Origin of the sequence: Parendozoicomonas haliclonae (genome assembly GCF_900174585.1) — a bacterium.
In the GTDB taxonomy this organism is placed as follows: Bacteria; Pseudomonadota; Gammaproteobacteria; order Pseudomonadales; family Endozoicomonadaceae; genus Sansalvadorimonas; species Sansalvadorimonas haliclonae.
In genome coordinates, this window is sequence record NZ_FWPT01000015.1 from 54,945 (window position 1) to 78,466 (window position 23,522).

The window sequence follows — 23,522 nt, forward strand, 5'->3', positions numbered from 1 at the left end:
GCCCCGTTATGAATAGAGTTCTGATCATCTCCGGCCACCCTAATCTGGAACAGTCCTACACCAATAAAGTCATACTTGAACAGCTGGAGCAGCGTATTGAGACCCTGGGAGTACGAAGGCTGGATACTCTGTATCCCGACTACCAATTCGATATAAAGGCTGAACAGCAGGCGCTACTGGATGCCGACAGTGTGGTGCTGCAATTTCCTTTTTACTGGTACTCGATGCCGGGTCTGCTGAAGCTCTGGCTGGATGAGGTGTTTACCTTTAACTTCGCCTACGGCCCGGAAGGTGACAAGCTAAAGGGCAAACATTTCTTGTTGTCGTTTACCATTGGTGGTCCCCAGCAGTCTTACCATCCCCTCGGGTATAACCACTTTTCTGTGCAGCAGCTGATGACGCCGCTTGAGCAGACGGCTTATCTGGCCGGTATGGTTTATCACCCGCCGGTGTACAGCCACGGTATGGTTTATATACCCGGCGTCTATAACACTCAGGAAGGTGTCGAAGCCCGGGCCCGTGACCATGCCGAGCAGCTGATTACAACGCTGGAAGAGTTATCGCTGACCACCAGCCGCCAGTCCGCAGTGAAGGATTTTGTCGAACACTGGTTCAAGGAGTTCGATAAGCTGCCGGATGATCCGGGCTGGTTCCTCAGCCATATTGACGACTCCCTGCATCTGGATGGCCCTGAGGGAACCTTCCGGGGCAAGGCCGGCTTTACCGACTGGTATCAGCTCCTGCGCCAGAGTTTTCAGGAAGGTGCCCTGCATCTTTTAGAGCGTATGGATGTCAGTCATCTGGAAAAAAACCATTATCAGGTCGATTTCCTGGTGCGCGTTGAAGCCGTAACCCATAACGATGAACCGGTCAGTATTCTGGCCAAGGAAGTCTGGCGATTGGCACTGGATGATGAAAACTTTGTCACCCTGTTTGACTACCGGGTGGAAGTGGTCTGACGAACAAGACCTATAAAAAAACAAGGAGTACAGCATCAAGCTGTGCTCCTTGTTGTTGAGCAGTTAAATCAAGAATCAGGCGGCAGCAGCTTCAACCGCTAACTGTTTACAAGCAATACCGTCCTTATCAAACAGATGGCAACGGTTCAGATGGAAACTGAAGTCCATCAGTTCACCACGAACAATATCCTTTTCACCATCGGCTTCAATAATCAGCGTCTGCCCATCCAGTTCACCATACACATACGTGGTGCCACCCAACCGCTCAATCACATCACCTTTAATCTGCAGGGTGATATCAGCACTCTCACCATGCAGGAAGTGTTCAGGACGAATTCCCAGCGTCATGCTGTCCCCCACGGCTAATTCACCATGCTCGACATTCAATGTGATCTCTTGGGAGTCCGGCAGGCGTACACTCACAGTCTGACCAACGACACTGGTTACAGACACCGGCAGGAAGTTCATCTTCGGTGAACCGATAAAGCCGGCCACAAACTGGTTGCATGGCGAATGGTACAGTTCCATTGGCGTGCCAACCTGCTCGATATTACCATCACGCAGAACCACAATTCGATCGGCCATGGTCATCGCTTCCACCTGGTCGTGGGTCACATAGATCATGGTGTTGCCCAGCTGTTCATGCAGACGAGAAATCTCAATCCGCATCTGCACTCGCAACTCCGCATCCAGATTGGAGAGCGGTTCATCGAACAGGAATACCTCTGGCTTACGCACGATGGTTCGACCAATAGCCACCCGCTGCCGCTGACCACCGGACAGCTGTCGTGGTTTTCGATCCAGTAACGGTTCCAGTTTCAGAATACGCGCGGCTTCGGCAACACGTTCCTCAATCACATCCTTACTTTCGCCGGTCACTTCCAGGCCAAAGCTCATATTCTCCTTCACACTCATATGGGGATAGAGCGCATAGGACTGGAATACCATGGCAATGCCGCGTTTGCTGGGCTGGGTGGTGGTCACATCCTTGCCACCGATAAACACATCCCCTTCACTCACCTCTTCCAGACCGGCAATCATCCGCAGCAGGGTGGATTTACCACAGCCGGACGGACCAACGAACACAATAAACTCGCCATGGCGGATATCCAGATCCACCCCATGGATAGTTTCAACCTTGCCATAACGCTTGAAAACTTTTTTCAGTTGTAAATCAGCCATGATCAGTTCCTTCACCCGGGGCTTAATGATTGCGCTCTATCTGACGCGCCAGTTCGTGCAGCTGGCTGATAGCGTCATCCAGTTCTGCCCGGTTCAACATAAGGTCGGAAAATGCCAGTCCAGCTTCAGACCCGTCGATGGTCACCTTCATGGCAATATTGAAACTCTGTTTTTCAGTATCAAACAGGATGGAAATGCCCTGTTCGCGTATCTGCCGGATATTGTCGAGCAGCCGTTCCTGCTCTTCCGGCTTTAATGGCTCTACCAGTGCACCAAGAGCCTCATCCTCACGATCAGCCAGAAACAGCTGCCCGATACTGGACTGGGTGGCATGGTAGAGGCGGTAACCACCAAGAGCCTCATGCATCGCCTGTCCCGGAGAGGCGTGGTACATATAAACGACCGAGTCATTCCACAACACACCCATTGCGACAATCCGGTCAGGATACTGGTGTTGTGCCAGTACACTCAGGGCCTGCTTATACAGGTGGGAACCGTGAAAGCTTTGAGCGGCCAGCAGTTGAATGGCCGGCCCTGGCCGGTACTTCTTGTGACTGCCCTGCTCCGCCAGGCCAATGCTTTTCAAGGTCATCAACAGGCGGTTGGCCTTCACCACATTGATACCCAGTCGTTCCGCCAGTTCAGCATTGCCCAGTGGGACATCACTACTGGCCAGCTCCTGGAAGCAACGGATACCGTCAATCAGGCTTTGGTTCGGTTGCGAGGACATAACTATTTCACCGCCCCGGAGGTGACGCCGCCAATAAACTGCTTCTGCAACAGGGCAAAGACCAGAATCACCGGGGATGCTGCGATAAACGAGGCAGCCATGGCACCGCCCCAGTCGGCATTGTTCTCATTGATGTATTGCAGCAACAGACCCGGGCCTACTGTGCGGTTGGTTTCAGAGGTTATCAGGGTCATTGAGTAAAGCAGGTCATTCCAGGACCACATAAAGGCATAGAGGGTTACAGTGATAAAAGCCGGGAAGGAGATCGGCAGAACGATCCGGTAGAAAATCCGGAAGTTACTGGCACCATCCACCTTGGCCGCTTCAATCAACTCATTCGGCAGCTGCTTGAAGTAGCTGTACATCATGTAGGTGCTGACTGGCAGAGCAAAAACAATGTAAGAGATAGTCAGACCCAGTTTGGTATCCAGCAAGTCGGCCGTCTGCAGCATTGGATAGATACTGATCAGCAGAACACCGAACGGAAACATCTGGGCAGACAGAATCAGCAGCATCAGCGATTTTTTACCCGGATACTCAAACTTGGCGAAGCTGTAACCGGCCAGTGATGCCAGAGCCGCATTTAACAGCGCTGAAGAAGTAGAAGTCAGCAGACTGTTTTTCAGTTGCAGCAGCAAGTTCCCCTCGGTCAACGCAGTGATAAAGTGACCAAAGTGAATCTCTCCAGGAAACAGCGTCGGGTTTAGCTGATAGAGTTCACTGTTACCTTTGAAGGCACTGATCAGCGCCCAGTACACAGGGAAGAACAGAAAGAAGGCAATCAGCAGTAATAAGCATCCAAAACCGAGGCGCGCCTGCCAGGAACGTAATTCAAACATCGCTTAATCCTCCTTGAACAGACTACGCAGGTAGTACACGACCAGTGGCATCAGGGTGAAGACCCAGAGCACACCGATTGCGGAAGCCATACCCAGATCCCAGTTCTGGAACGCCTGAGTGTAAACCTCGATGGACAGCACAGTGGTAGAGCGGATCGGGCCACCACCGGTCAGGGCATAGATAATATCGAACTGCTGGAGATTACCGATCATGCCGAGTGCTGCGGTGACCAGAAATACCGGACGCAGGTGCGGCAGAATAATACGACGCACCACCACCCAGTTGCTGGCGCCATCCAGACGGGCTGCTTCAATCTGCTGGAAATCCAGCCCCTGCAGCCCTGCCAGGAAAAACGACATAAACAGTGGAATAGAGATCCAGGTACGGGTCAGGATAATCGCCATCATCGCGCCCAGATCATCGGACAGAAACTGAATGTTTTCGTCCACCACACCACTGCCCAGCAGCAGCGCATTCACAATCCCGTATTTGCCGTTCAGCATCCAGGCCCAGATAAAGGCACTGACGGTGCTGGGCAAGATCCATGGCAGCAGAGTCAGGGTACGGAACACGCTGCGACCAAAGAAGTTCTGGTACATCAGCAGTGCCCAGGCCAGCCCCACGCACATGGTCAGGGCCGTGGTGCCCACCACAAAGATGGCGGTGGTCACCCAGGATTCCAGCACATAGGGATTGGTCAGGATCGACTGAAAGTTACTAAATCCTATAAAAATGGGTTCCAGGTCATAGATGGTGAACTGGTAGAAAGCCATGGACATGGCATCCATGAATGGATAGAACACCATGATCAGGAAGGCGGTCATCGCCGGTATCAGGATCATCAGAGCAAAGCGTCGATCACCCGCTTTCAGGCTGCGCCTGCGCCCTGTCGTGTGTTTATCTGTGTTCTGTGTGGATACCATATCCATAGCCCTATTCGCCCTACTTTTACTTCACCAGACGCTGGATGCGTACTTCCATCTCTTTTGCTGCCTCTTCTGCGCTCTTCTGGCCCAGAATAACCGCCTGCACTTCTTCACCAACGGCGGCGATAAAATTGGCGCTGTTACGCATGCTGGAGAGCTGGTCGCGACGTGGCACACCCAGGGAATTGTTCCAGTCAACAATGTACTGGTCGCTGGTGATCACGCTGTCAGCACGGGCCTCTTTTGAACCTGGGATGGCACCTGCCTTGGTAAAGTAATCCAGCTGAATCTCAGGGTTCATGGCCAGCTCTTCGATAAACTTCACCGCTGGAGCCTCTTTGCTGAGCTTGCCATCCACCTGGGCGGCCTTACCGTTAAACAGCACCAGCAGATGGCCCCACTCCATAGCGCGGTGAGTCATTCCGGCTTCGAGAACAGGGGTTTTGATCGGATACACGTGTTTGTCGTACTCGGCACCCTTACCGCTGAAGTCACGGGCAAAACCACGAGCTACAGGAGCATCAAAGTAGAAGGCAGAGGACTCCTGACCAAACATACGACGAGCGGCACCACGGTCCACGTCGAGAGAGACCAGACCTTCATCCACCAGACTCTTCAGGAACTTCAGAGTGGCCACGGTTTCAGCACTGTTCACCACGACTTTGCCATCCTGATCAAAGATCAGACCACCATGGGCCCATAGCCACGTCTGGAAGTCGGCAGTAATCAGGCCATTGGACTTGGTCATCAGGGCATAAGGAGTACTTTGCGGATAAGCGGCCTTCACTTTGCGAAGAGCTTCAACAAACTGCTCGACAGTCACCGGCGCTTCAGTAATACCACTGGTTTCCAGCATATTGCGGTTAGCGACCAGACTGATGGAGCCGGTGTTCCATGGCAGGCCCAGCTGCTTGCCATTAATCCGGCCGGCTTCCAGCACTTCTGCAGGAATCACCGATTCCAGATATTCCTGACCATAGAGATCATTGAAGTCCACCAGGTTCGGCATATTGGCCAGGGTTGGCAGCCAGCGGGCCTGCAGCTGGCTGACATCCAGCGGCTGCTTGGTGCGCAGACGCAGGAAGATGGTCTTCTGCATATCGCCCCAGGCACTGTCCAACACCTTGGTCTCCACACCGGTCTTGGCGATCAGGCCTTCAATCACCGGCTTGTTGCTCGGCTCGGCCGTCACCCAGTTCAGAAAGGTCACTTCACTGGCCATGGCAGGCGCGGTAGTGACCGCAAAGATGGCCGCAGCCAGTTGTTTCTTCAGGACTCTGCTATTCCACATTTTCAAAATCTCTCTTGTTCTCGAATGATGTTAAAAAAGACAATCAGACACGCGGGGCAATAAAGGCTCCGAACAGAGACGCAGGGCTTCCCTGGGTTTTGGTTATCGTTATTTGAATCTTGCTGAAGGGTTGATCGCCCAGCGGCAAGCGGATCACGCCCTGATGGTTATCGGTGATCGTGGCAATAACCCGGTCATCAACCGTCACAGTAAAGTCCGTCACCAGGAACGGCATCACCCGGTCATGGTGACGACGCTGCACCGTTTCCAGCGGGTGGTCATAGTCACAGTCCAGCCACAGAGTCATTTCGTCAGCCTGTACCGGCTCTTCCCAACCGAATGACACGACAGGTTTGGCATCATCCGGGCTGGCAATCCACGCCCAGGGGCGGGAGCCTGGACGACAGTCGCCCTGCACAAGGTTCTCTTCATCAAAGTGATGCAAAGGTGTGCTGGTAGAGAACGCCAGGTTGAAACCTTCCGGACGGCGTTGCGGAGTCCAGAAGTCAAAACTGTCCACGCCCAAACCTTCCGGTGGCTCCTGGCGGGAAGCTGTGCTCACCGCTTCCAGACCACCCTGATTAACGGAGACCAGACCGGACAGGCGCTGATCGCTCAGTCCAACGGCAATGGCCGGGTTTTCCAGCAGACACAGGAAGCGATAACCTTCACCAGCCAGTTCTGGCAGGTACAGAATCACTTCGCTGTCACCGGCATTTACCGGAATATCCAGCTGAGCCAGAGAGACTTCCGGTGTGAAGTTATCCGGCTTCTCGCTGGTACGAATATCCACCTTTAAAACAGTCTTCGACTGCACCTGCACCGGGATGGTCAAGGTGCGTTCGCCAGATACTGTGATGGGTAGCAGCTGGGCAAAGTTACGATCCAGAGGCAACCATTCACCAGAAAGCGGCAAGGTCTGTAAAGCCAACTGACTGCTGACGGAAATATCAGCCCGTGCAATCAGGTTCTCCGCTACAGGGCGATAACCGGGCACATGGTGCCCGTTTTTATGCAGGCACAGTTTCAGCTGTTCGATATTGTCCGGTTGCGCCAGCTCCCGTGGTGACCAGTTGTTGGCCAGACAGACCGCAGCGGCAGTGCCGACAACCTGTCCGTTAGCGGCACAGGTAGCCATAACCCGGGTGCTGCCAAAAGCAACATGGGTGGCAGACAACAACCGTCCGGTAATCAGTAGGTTACTGATGTTGCGGCTGTACATGGTGCGGAATGGAATCCCGAAGATGCCCTTGCTGTGATACTGGTTACAGCTGCCCTTGTCACCATAAACACCGTCAGCCGGATGCAGATCGATGGACCAGCCGCCGTGGGACACATCATCATAGTGAACCACCTGATCGATGATATCGCTCTGGGTCAGCATCAGGTCGCCTTCGGCACGGCGGCTTTCGCGTTTGCCGGGGATCGTGCCGATCCATTCCAGAGTCAGGTTACGGGCTTCCGGAAACTCTCCGGAGTTTTTGATGTAATCCCATACACCATAAACAATCTTTTGCAGCTCGAATTTGATCTGTTCGGACTGGTGAATGGTGTCCAGACGACCACCCCATTCTATCCACCAGAGTGAACAGCCATGGTCTTTGGCACTGAAGCGACGATAACGAGGGATACTCTCAGGAATATTTTTCAGGGCGAAATCCGGTGCCACATAGTCAACCGGCTCACCAGCATCCTTGGTATAAAAGTAGAGGGAGTGACCGAGCAGCTTGCCGTAGTCTTCACCCGGTGCCATCGGCTCGTTGAATTCTTCTTTGTCTTCCGCGCCCATACGATAGGCGGCACCGGACAGATGGGTCAGAATGCCATCACCGCTGGCATCGACAAAGAGGTCGGCCTGCAGATCATAGAGGGTACTGTTCTGGGAGTTAAAGGCCAGCACACATTGAATCTGTTGCTCAACTGTCTCAACCTGGAAAGCGGCGGTATTGGTCAGCAGTTCAATATTGGCTTCGCGGAGCACCCAATCCAGAATAACGGTATCGAGAATCAGTGGGCTGGCTGTCGGGTTGCGATACAGGTTTTCCAGCATAATCTCATTGATAATACCGCCCTCACGGGCCCAGCGATTGTTATTGCCGCCATGGGATGTGGCACCAAGTGCCCACAGCCGGACTTCACTGGAAGCATTGCCCCCAAGAACCGGGCGATCCTGAACCAATACCACTTTCAGCCCTTCACGGGCTGCAGCGACTGCAGCACAGACACCCGATAAACCGCCACCGACAACAACCAACTCGACGCGTCTGTTTTCTATATGCAGTGGACGCGGGTCAGAAGGCAACTGGTGAATCATACGACACCCTCTTGATATTTCTATTATAGAAATTAAGAGTCTTGATGCGTGTCTGCAATGGAAAAATCAGCCAAATGCCCGCTTGTGAGAGTTTGTTTGATTCAGGTCATAAACGCGCAACCCTATACGAACAAATCACCATCTATCCCATGCAAATACGGAGAAAATTTATTGAAAAAACATGCCCTTGCCCGCCGACACTAAACATCTTATTAAACAGGTATTGAGAGTCCGAACAGAGAACAACAACAGTTGAGGCGCACTCTATGAATATCAAACGACGGACGTTTCTTACGGGTGCAGCTACCCTGAGTGCTGCCGGACTGGTTTCTCTTGGCGGTTGCCAAATCAACACTCCGACCACCAGTGCCAAGGTCGTTATTGCCGGCGGGGGTGCTGGCGGTACGGGTCTGGCAAATATGTTGAAACGTTATCTGCCCGGCTTATCCATCTCCATCATCGAGCCTCGTCCCCAGCATTGGTATCAGCCTGGTCAGACACTGTTGCTGGCAGGCGTTTATACCGAAGCGGCAGATGTCTTGTCGCCTCATACCGATTATCTGGACAGTGATATCAACTGGATCCCTGACTCTGTAACAGAGTTCCTGCCGGACACCAATCAAGTGGTAACCGCATCAGGTGCCACCATTGCTTATGACTATCTGATAGTCGCCACTGGTCTGGAACTGCGCTATGACCTGATCGAAGGTCTGGATACCCGTGAGATTGGTCACAACGGAATTCACAGTATTTATTTCAGTCCGGAAGCCGGACTTGCCAGTTATAAGGAAGCATTGGCGTTTGCCAGCCGCGGTGAAGGTCGTGGTGTCTTTACCCGTCCGCAAGGCCCGATGAAGTGTGCTGGCGCGCCTTTGAAGGCCACCAATCTGGTTGAATATTTTGTCCGAGAATCCGGCCAGCGGAACAACTACAGCCTCAATTACTACACCTCGGAGGCAACACTGTTCTCAGTCAAGGCCTTCAACCAGAAGCTGAATGAGATTTGGACGGAACGGGATATCACAGCCCACTACGGCAGAGTCTTAACCGCCGTGGACAGTCAGAACAAAACCGCCAGTTTCACTAAAACGGATGGCAGCGTCGAAACCGTCGAGTGGGACTTCCTGCATATCGCTCCGCCTATGAGTGCGGTACCGGCAGTGCGTAATTCCGAACTTGCGGATAACACCACCTTTGTCGGCTATCTGGAAGTCGACCGGTACACCATGCAGCACAAGCATTATCCTAATGTCTTCGGATTGGGCGACAGCGTGGGTACACCGATCGGTAAAACTGCTGCCTCGGTAAAATCCCAGATTCCTGTGATCACCGAGAACCTGAGCGCCTTGATTCAGGGGCAACCATTAGTCGCGAAATGGAGTGGCTACACCTCCTGCCCGATGATTTTGGATGTCGGCCATGCCATGCTCTGGGAGTTTGATTACAGTATGGAGCCGGTCACTGCTCTACCGTTCGAGGTTGTTGATCCTCTGTCTGAAAGCAAACTGGCCTGGGTGATGGAAAAGTCATTGATCAAACCGGTTTACGATCTGATGCTGCACGGTTACACACCGATCTAACCACTGTGAACACCTAAAGAAATCGGGCCTTTGCTGGCCCGATGCTTTGTAGTGTTGTCAGTGATACTCTGCCGCTTAATGAACACATTCAGGAACAAAAAACATGGCCAGACACCTGACCAGAGATCAGTTATTGAAGCAATATGGCTCGATCTCGGTCCATATGGACTCTTTTGCCTGTGGCGGCATCACCTACAAAGGAACCGTTGGTGAGGATTGCCTGTTGTATATCACCACTGTCGCCGATCGCTGTCATTTGCAGGACATGGCCTATGAACGCACGGATGATGTGATGGTTTCAGAGCTTCCTGATATTGTCAGCGCCATCGTTAAATCGCCGGCTGGTATGATTGCCTTTTACGAACGTTAATTTTTCCACTCCCTCATAAATCACCCGCTATGCTTGCCCGCAAATCCGTACACTTTGAGATATAGGAAATGAGCAAGCCTACCAGTTCAGTCTTTGATAGCTATCAGGCTGCGGGCCAAACGACAACGGATGATCGTCATATCTACGGGGATTCCAGTGCCCGCTTTACCCTGCTTCTCTACTCGGATCTGGAATGCCCCTACTGTCGCGCATTTCATCACACGCCCAAACAGGTTGTTGATGAGTCCGGTGGGCTGATCAACTGGCAGTGGAAACATATGCCGCTGCCCATGCACGATCCGGCTGCCGCCATCGAAGCCGAAGCTGCGGAATGTATTGCTGATCTTGGCGGCAATCGAGCGTTCTGGATTTTCATAGAGGAAGTCTTTCAGAACACCTCCGGGGGTGGCCGGGGAGTGGGCGATATCGAGTCCCTGGCCGGCGATGTTGGCATTGACCGTAATGCCTTTATTTCCGGGGTTAACTCCCGCCGCTATGAGCAGAACGTGGCTACCGATATTCGTCAGGCGCAGGAAATGAATGTGAACTCAACGCCGACATCACTGATGATTGATACCATGACCGGACGACACCTGCGGCTGGAAGGCTCCCGTCCTCAATCCAGCTTCTTTGAAGCCGTGGAAGAGCTGATCCGTATGAATTGAGTGCTTCTGAGAAACCCCAAAAACAGATTAACTACTCACTACCGGGTGCTCCGCGCACTGCCTCTGAACTGACAGACAGCCTGCAAACTTGCCTGGAACTCTTTCTGTTCACCACTCTGGCCGTGTTCTGCACTGCTCTGGGCACATGGCTGGCATTTGTCTGTCTAGAGTTTCAACGGTCACTGGTCTCCGTCACACGCTGTATATCTTCCACCAGCTCACTGAAATACGGATTCCAGGTGAGACGTGCATGTACCTTATTGGATTCCAGATAACCATAGGCGGAAAACCAGAGCTGCTCATCCGGCGGGCAAACTGCCTTCTCACCCTCTTCGCTGTCATCCTGCCCGTTATTACAAATCCGGTATTCACCCTGCACACCGTAGTAAGGGTTCTCCGGTGCAAACAGTGCCGCCATATGGGAAAAGTTACTGACCCGCTGTTCCGGTAAACGGGTCGGCAAGACTTTCAGGCGAGAATCGCTACTCTCCGGCGCATCCCCATACCAGATCAACTGGCTGCGCGGATGAGTAAAGCGCTGTTCAAACAGTGCCAGCATCTGCTCTGCATCCACAACACTGTCGTCAGCACTCAAGACCATCATGACCGGACGATTAAACGCTTTAAAGCGCAGAGCATCACTCACGCTCTGTGTCGTGCGGTAATAAGCCCCGGCGGTCTGAAAGGTCAGTGAATCGAACCGAACAATATTATCGCTGGGGTCAGCATCAGCCCAATCGGCCACTTTGGCGACATAAGGCGCCAAAGCCACCAATTGACTACGTGGCTGGTAAGCCGGAGAAAACACGACCAACCCGGCAATACTGTTATCCGCCAGGGCTTCGCTGGTTACCAAATTAGCGCCTGTAGAGAATCCACCCAGCCAGACTTCATCAACATCCTGCTTTAACAGTGCCGTATGGTGAGCCACGGCCTGGCGCCAGTCCTGCACATCAACATTCAACAAATCTCCGGGGCGGGCACCGTGGCCGGTCAGCAACAAAGTACGCACGGTAAACCCCTGGGCAGCAAGAGCCGGCGCAAGATCGACAAAAGAGTATGGCGAGTCACCCAGACCATGTACCAGCAGGATACCTTTGCTGGGCTGGGTACCTTTTTCAGGCTTCAGTTCAAACGGGGCATTGGCATTCACTTCCCGCGCCTTATCGGATGAAATAAAAGCACGGTTTGCCATCAACCACTGACGGGTCTCCTGCACATAAGCCTCAAAAGACGACTGCGTATAGGCTGGCGTACTGGATGATGGCTGGTAATGAGCAGCATCCGGCACCTGACTACAGCCCACGACGACCAGCCCTGTTGCGAAGATAGCGATTATATTTCTGAGCATCCCCTCTCCTGCCCTGCTTGTATCGAAATGTTGTACTGTGAATTCAGAGAATTCTGACACAAAGGCTGTCAGAAAAATGTGAATGCCTGATCCATCAGCACGGTTTGTCCCAATTATCCCGTTATTTATTCCCTGAAATAATCCCGCCCCTTCATGTTCGATGTTCACATTGTTTTCACGGACCTGAGGGTAGTGTCGCTTTTCTTCCACCCACGTAGTTTGTAAGACTCCATGCTGAAATACCGTCCGGATATCGATGGCCTGCGGGCGATAGCCGCGGGACTTGTTGTCCTCTACCACTTCCAGTTCAGTCTGTTCCAGGGCGGTTATGCGGGTGTTGACGTGTTCTTTGTCATCACCGGCTTTGTTGTCACCGGCCTGCTGATGCGCCAGTGTGACAATGGCAGCTTCCGCTTTAAAGACTTTTATACCAAACGGGTTCAGCGTCTGATACCTGCGTTCCTGCTGGTGTCGCTGGTGACCTTTCTAGTGATTTCCCGCATTTATATGGATGAAGAATATTACGTCTTCTCCAAGAGCTGGCTGTACTCGCTGGTCGGCACCAGTAACCTCTATTACATCAGTGAATTTGCCAAATACTTTGCCCCGGATGCCGAGGTTCAGCCGCTGCTGCATACCTGGTCACTGGCGGTTGAGTTTCAGTTCTATCTGATCTGGCCGGTGATTCTGGTGGTGCTTTACCGCTTTTCCCGCCATAAGCTGGCTCCATGGCTGTTTCTCGCAGTTTGGGGTGCAGCTCTGGCATGGTCGATCCACAGAACCCAAACGGCACCTGATGCCGCTTACTATGAACTGCCGACCCGAGTCTTTGAGTTTCTGATCGGTGTGGGTCTGGCCCTGTTTGGTCAACGCCTGCCTCAACTTAACCGTGGCTTTGCGGAACTGCTATCGATGCTTGGTCTGGGCCTGATCCTGGCCAGTGCTCTGCTGCTAAAAAAAGGCGACCAGTTCCCGGGCCTTTATGCGCTGCCAGTCACTCTGGGTACCGGCCTGCTGATTTATGCTGGTATGGGTCAGGCGACACCAGCCATTAACCGTCTGCTGAGTTCACGACCGTTTGTCTTCCTTGGTACTCTGTCGTATTCCGTGTACCTGTGGCACTGGCCGCCAGTCGCCATCCTGAACTACCAGATGGTGGAACTCACCCCTGCTGTTCAGATCGCACTGATTCTCTTCAGTCTGGTTGCAGGCTGGTTGAGCTACACCTTTGTCGAGAACCGGATTCGCCGTAAGCCCTGGTCAGCAAAGAAGATTGTACTTACCTTGATCGTTGTACCAGCGGTGGTGATCTGGGCCATCCAGGCCACTATTCGTATTGCCGACGATATCAGCTTCCGTATCCCGGAGAGTAAGCGGGTCATCTACAAGATCATCAACCAGCAGAATGCCGGTGATATTTTTGATGACTGCTTTGATGGCGATGAGCAGAACTTTGATCGCAGCAGCCGCTGTCTGCTGGGCAACAAGGTTGAAAGTCGGAAACCGGATGCGGTGTTGCTGGGCGATTCCCACGCGACGTCCCTGGCGGGCTTTATCGAAGAGCTGAACAAGGGCAATGGTCAATCCACACTGCTGGTGACCAAGGCTTCAACACCGTTTCTGACCGCCGAGCAAAGTCGCAAAATCTTTGGTGAAGGTCGTCAGACCACCCGTAATGCGGCATTGGAAGCCTATCTTTCAGAGGAGCCAACTACGGTGATTCTGTCGGCCTGGTGGACATCTTATCTGGCTAACAATCGCTATCAAGAGTTCTTTATGGCGACAACAGACTGGCTGATTGAAAACGGTCATAAGGTCATTATTCTGGAAGATGTACCACGCCTTCCCACCAACAGTATGGCGCACTGTATTCTGCGTGAAGATGCCGACTGCTCACTGGATATCAAGACTGTTGAGCAAGAGCAGGTTAACTTCTACAAGCTGAAGCAGAGAATCAGTGCCAAGTACTCGCAGGTACAATGGATTAATCCGCGCATGGCGATGTGTGAAGGGGAACGTTGCGATAGTGTACTGAACGGCACTCCCCTGTACCGGGATGACAACCACCTGAACTATGCTGGCTCCAAAGAGCTGGGAAAGGTTTACTTGCAGCAGTTTGGTAACCCTCTCACCTCAGTGAAGTAATTCCTCTAAAACTGAATAAGCCGGGCTTAGACCCGGCTTTTTCATGCCCTGTCGTTTATCAGCCCGCTTTACTGAACCGATAGAAATGGTTGGGCTCGCTAAGAATATAGATATCACCGTTATCATCCATGGTCAGCCCCTCGGCCTGGGGGACTTCTTCATCAAGACCATGCCACCCCTCAAACAATTCCATATAGCTGATTGGCTTGCCTGTCTTGTCGATCTCGGTCACCAGATTGGATTCATCACTCAGCACCAGCAGATGCCCGGAGCGCGGGTCTATATGCAGGCCGGACAGATCTTCATTATTGGAGCGTACGGTTTCTTCAAGACGGGCATCAACATGTACTCCAAACTGATGACGGCTCTGGTTATGGAGACCGGAGATTTTCATCAATTGCATCGGATCACGCTCCCGCACCACATAAATACTGTTATCCTGGCTGTCCCAGGCCAAACCTTCAAAGCCCTTGTTGGTGCCGGCACCTATGCCTATGGTGACACTTTCAAGATTGGTTCGGTCAATCTCTTTGGTGTCTGGAGTCACCTGAATAGTGACCAGGCTCTGATAGCGCTCATCCGCCACCACATAATTGTCGCCACCAATCCAGGTAATAGCTTCCACATCCTGAAATCCGTTCAGGGGTATACGACGCAGAACATCCCCACTCTGGCTCAGCTCCAATACTTGATTCGGACCGTTAAGCACCGCAAACAGGGTTTCGGTCTGGGGATTCCAGGTCAGGCCAGAAGCATTATCATCAATGCCCAACAGTTCCACCTGACTGACCAGCTGATAATCCGGCAGCCAGACCGCTCCCTCCCGCTCTTCGGGCGTTAACTGTTTCTCCAGATACAGGCCATAGAGAAGATCATCGGCATCGGTTTCATGCACCAGTGTCAGTGTTGCTGCCATTACCGCCATGCCCATTGCAACACCTTTAAAACGGCCATGTCTTGAAATTCGTGTCATACCCTCACCCCGACTGGAAATATCACCTGAAAACAGTGACTGAAACTAAAGGGATTATCCGTGGGTGACTGTGAAATTTAGGTGAATGGCCCATGACGAGATAGTGACCATTTAGTGAAAAGAGAATGACGAAACACGCCCATGATCCAGCGATTAGAGTCGAGCGTAAATTAGAGTAACACTGTCATATGCATTTCACTCTCTTTTGACATTGCTGTTCGTACACTGAATAAAACTTATAACAGAGGACGCTTAACAATGAAGAAAACCAGCCTTATTCCCCTGGCTGTGGCAGTAACCCTGTCTACTGCCGTAAGCGCGGAAGAGAATGACTCCAGCCTGTCTCTAGGACTGGGTGTTGGTCATGAGAAGTCCATCTACAAGGGCGTTGATTCAGAAACCAACGGGATTCCGCTGGTTATGTATGAGAACGGCAACTTCTATCTGCGTGGGCCAGAGGTAGGCTATACCTTTTTTGAAAGCAGCCCGGTCAAGATCGATGCCGTTGTTCGCTATCGCATGGATGGTTACGATGATAAAGACAGTGACGACCTGCGCGGTATGGAAGATCGGGACGGCACAGTTGAAGGTGGTCTGACCGCTTCCGTCGAAACCGGGCTGGGCGAATGGTCTATTGAAGCCTTCGGCGATGCTGCCAGCACCCATGATGGTTATGAGCTGGAACTGGGATGGGAGAAGCCATACGATCTTAACAAAAACTGGAGCATCATCCCTGCTGCCAGCATTAGCTACCTGAGTGCCGATCTGGCCGATTATTACTACGGTGTGACGGCAAAAGAAGCCACAGTGCGTCGAGCGGCCTATACCGTAGACAGCGATTACGTTTGGGAACTGGGACTGAGTGCCCTATATAAAATTGATCGTAACCAGATAGTTCGCTTCGCCATCAGTTATGAGAATTACGGCAGCGAGATTGCTGACAGCCCTATCGTAGACAGCGATAACAGCAGCCGGATTGGGCTTGTATACGCCTATCGTTTCTAATTTAATCAGTGTTGCATGCTGACCGCACGAGGCGAATATTTGAGAAATGTCGGATACCACAGGTATCCGACAGTAAGGCAGGATCAGTAACTGTCAGCCAAAGTGCCGACCGCTTCCGGCTTTTTTTGGTCTTTCGCCACCAGCGTGGATGGACGACCATACCAGTACAGTGCAGCAGTCAGACCAAAGGTCAGGGCTTCCGCCACCGGCAATGCCGCAAAGGCACCCATCACCCCGAACAGTTTCCAGAACACCAGTATCAGGATCAGTGGCAACACCAGCGAGCGGCTGATGGCGATAGCCGCAGACTGAGCCGCCGCATGCATCCCGGTAAAGTAACCGGACACACTGATATTGATGCCGTTGAACAGGAACATCGGCCAGATCACCGCAATAATACCCAGCGTCAGGCTCAGGGTTTCAGTCTCACTGCTGCTGACAAAGGCACTGGCAATCGCTTCCGGATTGATCATCAGCACAGCGATAACCACAACACCGGTCACCACACTACACATCACTGCCAGATTCAGGAACCGGGCAATCCGGTCATCACGGCCGGCACCAAAGTTCACACTCACCAGTGGCCCCAGTGCCTCGGCACCACCATAGGAGATCATCACACTCAGCCAGATGATGTAGTTCACAATGGTAAAGGCGGCAACACCGTTGGTACCGAGCTCCGTCATCAGAATCCAGTTGATGATAAACATCACCAGACCACCAGACATCTCGTTAATAAACTCAGACAAGCCGTTATAGGCCGCACGCACTAACCCCAGCCAGGAGCCAAACGGCTTGATCGGGGTAATTCGGGCGGATTTGCCAAACAATCGGGCTACCAGTACCACGGTACCGCCGACGTAAGACAAACCGGTCGCAAAAGCCGCACCCTCAATGCCCCAGCCCAGCGCTTTGATAAACACATAGTCCAGCACCATATTGGTGGCGGCTATCAGCATCAGTCCTGCCAGCGCATAGTTGGGCGCATCATCAATACGGGCAAAGTACGATAGTGCATATCCAATGGCGATAAATATCAGGAACGGGGACACGCCACGAATATAATCCACCGTGAGAGGCAGAACGTCTTCGTTTGCTCCCATAAACAGAGAAATATGCTCGGCAAAGAGATAACCCAGACTTGCCATCAATACGCCGTAGACGATGATGACGATCATGGACTTGGTAAAGATATTGCGAGCCTGCCGTACGTCGCCGGAGCCCAGTGCCTTACCGGCAACCACCGCACCACCCACCAGCATCATCACACACAACCCGAAGAACAACGAGTATAACGGTGTCACCAGGTTGACCGCAGCCAGCGCGGTCGAACCCACATAGTTTCCAACGAAAATCCCATCGACAATACCTGCCGATGATACGGCCAGCAGACCAACAATCGATGGCACTACAAACCGGAAGAACTCCCGGGTGGTATTTCCTGAGAGCATGCTCTCTTCTGCAACTTGCGCTGACATTGCGCCCTATCCTGTGTTTTGCGTGAGTCGCCCCGTTTTGGCGTTGTACTGCAGCAGCGGTTAATAAAATTAAAAAATTGAACACGTGTTCAATTTGGACATATGTTCAAATTATTTACAAAAAAAGTCAATCTCCTCTTGAACAAATGCTGACGTACGACAGAGGATTACTGACTGATAAAGATGGGAATCACATCTTCCCTACCCTTCCCGAAAGCTGAACTACTTTATCCCGCAGCCCTTATAACGGATAAGTCTATGTTGGACGTACGTTCAGTTGGTGTTGTCATACTTCGAGCGCAGAACAGATGGTTACTACCTCTGGTTACCAGCGTATTACTACTGGCTCCCAGCCACATGGCGATGGCATCCCATAAAGACGGCGCAAAGTTTCAAGTGCCAAACTCCCCTCCTCCCCGTCGCCCCGACCAACAGCACAGACACACGTTAAATGCTTTACAACCGTCTTCACAAAACGGACATATGGGGAGAAGCAAACCGGGCATCAGAGGATCAACCTATGAACGGCAGCGGGCTGCAGGATCCAAACAGCCTTTGATCCCAAAACATATGCGAGGAGCCACTTCACTGAAAGTTATGGCGCAGCATGAATCTATGGAGCAAGAGGAAACACCGGCCACTGTATCACGACCTGTGCAGCCTCCTCCGCCACCACCCTCGTCGGCCAAGCCCAAGCCCAAGACCATTCCTGAAACTACTTCTGTAACCAAGCCCGAAAGTATGGAAGTGGACACACCTTCAACTTCAGAATCAAAGGTAAATCAGCTGGTGCAGATGTTCTCCGGGATGACGACAGACACCTCCAATACAAAACCACGAGCCCGGCATACAACAGCACCCAGGCAGTCAATGTCCGTGAAACCAAAACCGCCGCCGCAGGATCAAAAGCCTCGGAAGATGGTCAGTAATCCTGCCCCAAAGGCAGTAACTCCTTCTGACAGGAGTTCGCAAAACGGGAAGATCCCCCCGATTCTGACAAAAAAACCTGTGCTCACCGGATCAAAAATCCCGGCAAAACCACAACCGCCTGCCCGGCCATCCAGACCGGAACCACTGGGCATGATGCCACTGAATACCCTGTCTATCGTTAAGCGATTCCAGGCTCTGCCACAACGTCTCTTGCCTCGGTTGGTCTATCAAAATTTTAATAATGTCGTGGCTCTGAAAAACAGTAATGTGCCTCTGACTGTGCCCATCGATGTCAGCACCCTTGAGCTGGCCTCTGAAACAGATCACAAACTGGATACGACAGCCAACCTGCTCTGGTCCTATCTCTATTTACTGAGTAAAAGCAAAGTCAATCCGTTACAAAGAATTCCGATCAGCCCACTGGCCGATAATTTCTTCACCCTGTCCCATATCTTCAACATCTTTTTGACCCGAGAGACTTATGGGGAACAATCCCGAATCTATGGCGCAGTCATACACGGTGATATGTTTTCCCACCCTTTTGATCCCACATTGCAGAAGGAGATACTAAGAACAACGGCTCACACAACGACCAGAGCTCGTAAACAATTTTCCAATGCCCATTTCGAGGGGCTTGTAAGAATTCATACCGCATTTACTCGCTATCTTAAAAACCATGCCAATCAAGGAGCCAGACAACTGGCACAGAATCTTGACCAGCATCCCTTACTTGAACGAGTACAAAAAACCTCTAGCAGTACAGACTCGTTTGATCTGCCCACGGATCACATCAACCATGAGTCAGGGCAAACCTGGTCAGCCCACAGCCAATTTACAGAAGATAATTCACTGGGTATGCCAACAGACCAGTATGTTGTTCATGGCTATCCCGTGGACATGATTAAACCGGCCTGGAGATATCTTTTGCAAATGGTCTTTCATCAATACGCAGGAGGCAGACCGGTCTTTGAGATACTGGCCGATTTTCGGTTAATGGCGGAGTTTCTGATAAACCCGTTTCAAAATGAAACGGCAGCTACTCTCAATCTGCTCACATCCTGCCTGGCCATGACCATGAATGAATACCCAATCTTGTTCCGTGATAGAACAATAAAGGAACAATCATTCAACCAGCTGGCGAAGCCGTCATTACTCACAGCACGACTCTTTAATGGTTCAGAGAAGGTGGCCCAACTCGCTACCGAGACTCTATCGCTGCCGGCACTCACTCAGCTGGCTTATCCCAAAACAGATGCAACAGAGCCACTATTTACGGTAACCCTAATAACCCGTAACACCCTGCTTGAGCAGACTCTTTCCTCCATGATGCAGAAATATTTTGATTCACTGAATAGTGAAATCAATCAACTGCTCAAACAGAAATAACAATTCAGCAGGCCGTAGAAACTGTCTCTACGGCCTTTATTTACGTCTATTTTATTCTGCACAATCCAATGGGGGTGGGGAAGACAATGTGGGACGATAGTCTTTTTTATTATTGCTATTCAATTATTCGATGGGCACTCAAAGGGCTTTTTATCATTGGCATCGTGATATTGCCCTTAGGTCTTAGCCCTCAACTATCAGCCTCATCAAAAGAAAAAATGGTTCTTGATGGAAATCCAGTCCCTCCACCCCGCAGAAAAAAGAACAGCACGCCCAATCATGTACCGGACATAGGCCAGCCCACTCAATCGACAACTGCCGCCGCCAATTTTTCCTCATTGCCAGAAAGTTCGAGAGGCCAACCAAGCCCCCCTGTTGCTAAACCACGAGAAAGTCTGGAAAAAAAAGCTGCACTGAAACAACTGGCAGCGGTCACAACATCATCAATAACACCGGCATTACCACAACCACAATCAGAACCCTCATCACAGTCTGACAGACCTGATCTGCTCACAGTACCCATCCACTCCGAGCCCCATTCCATGGAAGTAGAACTTCATCCTGAACCGGAACAAGAACCGGAAGTAAAAGCATCAAGCAAAAAAAAGAAGAAGAAAGAGAAAGGCTCTAAACAGTCTTCAGATACAAAGCCAACAGCAACGAGCCAAAGGGGACGCTTTAAGGTACCAAAAGTCCTCACCAATGCCTTCAATTCAATGACACTATCGAGGCAGAAATCGACAACACCGTCTGAGAATGAAGAAACAGTCCTACCATCCGAAAGTTCTGATTCTGAGTCTGACTCCAAGCTCCAGCACATTCAGAAAGAAAAAGACTTAACTGCAGTATCCCATTCAAGACCAACCAGGCGCGCCCCTCCGCCTCCACCTAAAACAGTAAATCCAACAGAGTCGCAGGATCAAAATCCATCACTCACAGTATCACCACAGCCTGTCAGCATGATGGCTTCCTCTAAACCTGTTATTAAAGCCAAGCCAACTGCGTTAAAACAGGCCCCGCCTGTGACACTGGATATTCCAGCGATCATTACAAAGCTCCAACATATACCGCAGAGGCTTCTTCCCCGATTGGTTTACCACGACTTCAACAATACGATTTTACTGTTAGAGATGGCAGAAGAAGAGATGGAAGCCGAAGAGCTGGATATTGACCATGACAGTTATATGAAACTTCTCAGATCATCCGTTCTCTATTCGAGCTATCTGCACTTTCTTGAAACGGAATTCAAAAACGCAGGTGCGACTATTCCAGTATCACGCCTGGGCCAGGATTTTAAGACTCTGTCTCAAGTCATCAATCATCTGCTGACTTATAGCAATGACAGCGACTACGACCAGATGGCGAAAGGGCTTCTGTCTACAGAGCTATACAGCCAGCCTTTATCGGAAACCATGCCAAATACAAATGTATTCCGGGTTGATGAGCTGTATATCGGTATTGCCCGGCACGATTTCATTCGGGATCACTTCAATGCTATCGCCCGGCTCCACAACGACTTCGTAAGGTTTCTGCATCTGAACCCGGAGAAAAAAGCCCAGAGCCTGGGGCACAGGCTAAAAAAACATATCCTTATCGAATTGAGGCAGGAAGCGGGAGATTCCTTTACTGGCTTTGACACGCCAATGGTTTGGCGAGGCGATAGCACCTTCCCGGAAGTACCTCCTGATGGTCCTGGAAAGGATAACTATTTTATTTATGCCTACCCTTCTGAGGATACGGAAATAGCCTGGCAATACCTGATCGAAATGAGCTTTGCCCGGATCAGCAAGGGAGAGGCCGTTTTTGATGTGCTTGCCGACTTCCGCCTGATGGCGGACATATTGATTCAACCTTTTCACCAGGAAGCGTTTAACACCATTAATCTGGTTACCTCATTATTGGCCCTGACCATGGGGGAACATCCTGTTCTGCTTATGGATAAAGAGCTGGACAAAGTTTCTCTATCAACCCTTAAACATCCTGAAGTCCTGTCCAAACGGTTAAATAATGGCGCCTTAAAAGTTGCGCATCTAGCGAAAAATCTTCGGGAGATGGGCCCAACGACCCGACTGGCGCACCCAAAACATGGTAAAGCCGTCGACACACTGGTGGTCGCAACCCTGAAAGCGAATGATCAAGATATCGAAGATATTATTGAGGGGTTGCTGCCACAATATTACGACTCTGTTCTGAAAAGGGCCGCGAAGATTGGCGAGCTAACCTCACCGGAGCCGATGGAAGTAACACAATAAGCCGCCAGAATTGTTAAGGTACGACACCGTCGGTACTCAGCACATAAGGAAGCGCTGGTACCGACGTGCCTCTGAAAACACTCTTGATAATGGAAACCTGTACGTATTTTCAATCAATCACGACCACAGAACGGCCGTGATTTAAGTGCACAGGTTTAATTGAGTGAAAGCAGCAAGAAAGATAATTAATTTTCTATATAGTTTTATCTTGGTGGTCTACTTTATCCCGACCATTCAAAATTGGGTCAGGAATCATCTATGCGTATGCGGGACAATGGAGTCTTTCGTATAATTGCTTGGATTATCAGATCGATTTCTGCTGCATTGTTAATTGTCTCTATCTTTTCCATTAATACTTACCTGCATGCATCCACCGGTGGGAAACCGAAAATGGATCTCACCGCACCACCGGATACTACGCCTCAGCATCAAAGACCGTCTTTACCCGCAGTCAATCTACCGCCGCCGTCCAGAACGTCTGGCGGAAGAGCCGCAGCCAGAAAAGCGCCGCCGCCTCCCCGACAGAAGCAACAGCCTCCACAATCAACAGGGGCGGGAGTTATGTCGCCCCCTGGCCCTTACGTACTGAGTAAGGGTCAGATGCTTGTGGCTGAAAATTTGATCATGCAAGCGATGGGAGGCAATTTATCACCTGGCGCAGCACCTATCCTGCCACAACAAACCAACACCCCTTCTTCCCATCAAGGTGCGGGGCAGAGAGTCAGCTCACAAACACATCAAGGGCGCAGGTCATCATCGACGGCATCATCAACCAGTGGCACGGTGCCCCATCTTCCAAAAACAACATCACAACCCACGCTACCGTTCACGCCACCAACACCTCCGAGCGAACCCCAGCTTATTTCACTACTGGATGATTCCCCCTTAATCTCGTTTGATGACTCCCAACCACAATCCCTCCCAATGCCGTCGTCCAATCCTCCACCCAGTACGACCCAGAATCTTATGGACGGTTTGGGTTTTGACCCTTTCAATATGGGCGGGGGAACCCTGCCACCGCAAAGCCAACCAGTTCTGACATTAACGCCAACATCTCTCGGCTCTTTCACTTTGGGGCAGCAAGAGGAAAACAATCAATTTCTCTCACTACCCTCTACCTCTGCTGCACCCGCGCCTCCCCCCCC

At 51.4% G+C, this 23,522-nt stretch carries 18 protein-coding genes; 9 read left to right on the forward strand and 9 right to left on the reverse strand.

The window, feature by feature from the left end:
• Positions 1-8 precede the first annotated feature (8 nt).
• On the forward strand, positions 9-959 hold the full coding sequence (locus EHSB41UT_RS22725; protein ID WP_087113157.1) for an NAD(P)H-dependent oxidoreductase: 951 nt from the start codon (positions 9-11) through the stop codon (positions 957-959).
• A gap of 75 nt (positions 960-1,034) precedes the next feature.
• On the opposite strand, the gene EHSB41UT_RS22730 is transcribed toward EHSB41UT_RS22725, so the two are convergent.
• The 6 genes from EHSB41UT_RS22730 to EHSB41UT_RS22755 are packed head-to-tail and all read right to left on the reverse strand — an operon-like array spanning position 1,035 to position 8,242.
• Entirely contained in the window at positions 1,035-2,141 is a 1,107-nt protein-coding gene (locus tag EHSB41UT_RS22730; RefSeq protein ID WP_087113179.1) for an ABC transporter ATP-binding protein, read from the reverse strand.
• A gap of 22 nt (positions 2,142-2,163) precedes the next feature.
• Positions 2,164-2,871, reverse strand: coding sequence for an IclR family transcriptional regulator (locus EHSB41UT_RS22735; RefSeq protein WP_087113158.1), 708 nt, complete (start codon positions 2,869-2,871; stop codon positions 2,164-2,166).
• Between the two features lie 2 nt (positions 2,872-2,873).
• Positions 2,874-3,710: a carbohydrate ABC transporter permease gene (locus EHSB41UT_RS22740; RefSeq protein WP_087113159.1), complete on the reverse strand. Its 837-nt coding sequence runs from the start codon at positions 3,708-3,710 to the stop codon at positions 2,874-2,876.
• A gap of 3 nt (positions 3,711-3,713) precedes the next feature.
• Positions 3,714-4,640, reverse strand: a complete 927-nt coding sequence (locus EHSB41UT_RS22745; RefSeq protein ID WP_087113160.1) for a carbohydrate ABC transporter permease — start codon at positions 4,638-4,640, stop codon at positions 3,714-3,716.
• Between the two features lie 19 nt (positions 4,641-4,659).
• Complete coding sequence (locus EHSB41UT_RS22750; RefSeq protein WP_087113161.1) at positions 4,660-5,928, reverse strand: ABC transporter substrate-binding protein; 1,269 nt, start codon at positions 5,926-5,928, stop codon at positions 4,660-4,662.
• Positions 5,929-5,971: 43 nt separating this feature from the next.
• Positions 5,972-8,242, reverse strand: a complete 2,271-nt coding sequence (locus tag EHSB41UT_RS22755) for an FAD-dependent oxidoreductase (protein WP_087113162.1) — start codon at positions 8,240-8,242, stop codon at positions 5,972-5,974.
• A gap of 266 nt (positions 8,243-8,508) precedes the next feature.
• On the opposite strand from EHSB41UT_RS22755, the gene EHSB41UT_RS22760 reads away from it, so the two are divergent.
• From EHSB41UT_RS22760 to EHSB41UT_RS22770, 3 genes are all read left to right on the forward strand, one after another.
• A complete protein-coding gene (locus tag EHSB41UT_RS22760) occupies positions 8,509-9,822 on the forward strand; it encodes an NAD(P)/FAD-dependent oxidoreductase (protein ID WP_087113163.1) in 1,314 nt (437 codons plus the stop codon).
• A gap of 103 nt (positions 9,823-9,925) precedes the next feature.
• Complete coding sequence (locus tag EHSB41UT_RS22765) at positions 9,926-10,192, forward strand: hypothetical protein (RefSeq protein ID WP_087113164.1); 267 nt, start codon at positions 9,926-9,928, stop codon at positions 10,190-10,192.
• Positions 10,193-10,260: 68 nt separating this feature from the next.
• Positions 10,261-10,857, forward strand: coding sequence for a DsbA family protein (locus tag EHSB41UT_RS22770; RefSeq protein WP_087113165.1), 597 nt, complete (start codon positions 10,261-10,263; stop codon positions 10,855-10,857).
• A 172-nt stretch (positions 10,858-11,029) separates the two neighbouring features.
• On the opposite strand, the gene EHSB41UT_RS22775 is transcribed toward EHSB41UT_RS22770, so the two are convergent.
• The gene (locus tag EHSB41UT_RS22775) at positions 11,030-12,208 is read right to left on the reverse strand and encodes an alpha/beta hydrolase (protein ID WP_087113166.1); all 1,179 of its coding nucleotides are present in this window, start codon (positions 12,206-12,208) and stop codon (positions 11,030-11,032) included.
• A 231-nt stretch (positions 12,209-12,439) separates the two neighbouring features.
• Between EHSB41UT_RS22775 and EHSB41UT_RS22780 the strand changes: the two genes are divergently transcribed.
• Positions 12,440-14,353 carry an acyltransferase family protein gene (locus EHSB41UT_RS22780; protein WP_087113167.1) on the forward strand — a complete coding sequence of 638 codons (1,914 nt, stop codon included), beginning with the start codon at positions 12,440-12,442 and terminating at the stop codon, positions 14,351-14,353.
• A gap of 58 nt (positions 14,354-14,411) precedes the next feature.
• Here the strand turns inward: EHSB41UT_RS22780 and EHSB41UT_RS22785 are convergent, their stop codons facing one another.
• Positions 14,412-15,326, reverse strand: a complete 915-nt coding sequence (locus EHSB41UT_RS22785) for an SdiA-regulated domain-containing protein (protein ID WP_087113168.1) — start codon at positions 15,324-15,326, stop codon at positions 14,412-14,414.
• 258 nt (positions 15,327-15,584) lie between these two features.
• Here EHSB41UT_RS22785 and EHSB41UT_RS22790 point away from each other — a divergent pair, with 258 nt between their 5' ends.
• The gene (locus EHSB41UT_RS22790; RefSeq protein WP_087113169.1) at positions 15,585-16,331 is read left to right on the forward strand and encodes a MipA/OmpV family protein; all 747 of its coding nucleotides are present in this window, start codon (positions 15,585-15,587) and stop codon (positions 16,329-16,331) included.
• A gap of 83 nt (positions 16,332-16,414) precedes the next feature.
• On the opposite strand, the gene EHSB41UT_RS22795 is transcribed toward EHSB41UT_RS22790, so the two are convergent.
• Positions 16,415-17,809, reverse strand: coding sequence for an MATE family efflux transporter (locus tag EHSB41UT_RS22795; protein ID WP_087113170.1), 1,395 nt, complete (start codon positions 17,807-17,809; stop codon positions 16,415-16,417).
• Positions 17,810-18,889: 1,080 nt separating this feature from the next.
• Between EHSB41UT_RS22795 and EHSB41UT_RS22800 the strand changes: the two genes are divergently transcribed.
• The 3 genes from EHSB41UT_RS22800 to EHSB41UT_RS24745 form a co-directional block, all read left to right on the forward strand.
• Positions 18,890-20,125: a hypothetical protein gene (locus EHSB41UT_RS22800; RefSeq protein WP_133060637.1), complete on the forward strand. Its 1,236-nt coding sequence runs from the start codon at positions 18,890-18,892 to the stop codon at positions 20,123-20,125.
• 86 nt (positions 20,126-20,211) lie between these two features.
• A complete protein-coding gene (locus EHSB41UT_RS24540) occupies positions 20,212-22,377 on the forward strand; it encodes a hypothetical protein (RefSeq protein WP_133060638.1) in 2,166 nt (721 codons plus the stop codon).
• Positions 22,378-22,938: 561 nt separating this feature from the next.
• Positions 22,939-23,522 (forward strand): hypothetical protein (locus EHSB41UT_RS24745; protein WP_207626739.1); only part of this gene is annotated, 584 nt, incomplete at its 3' end.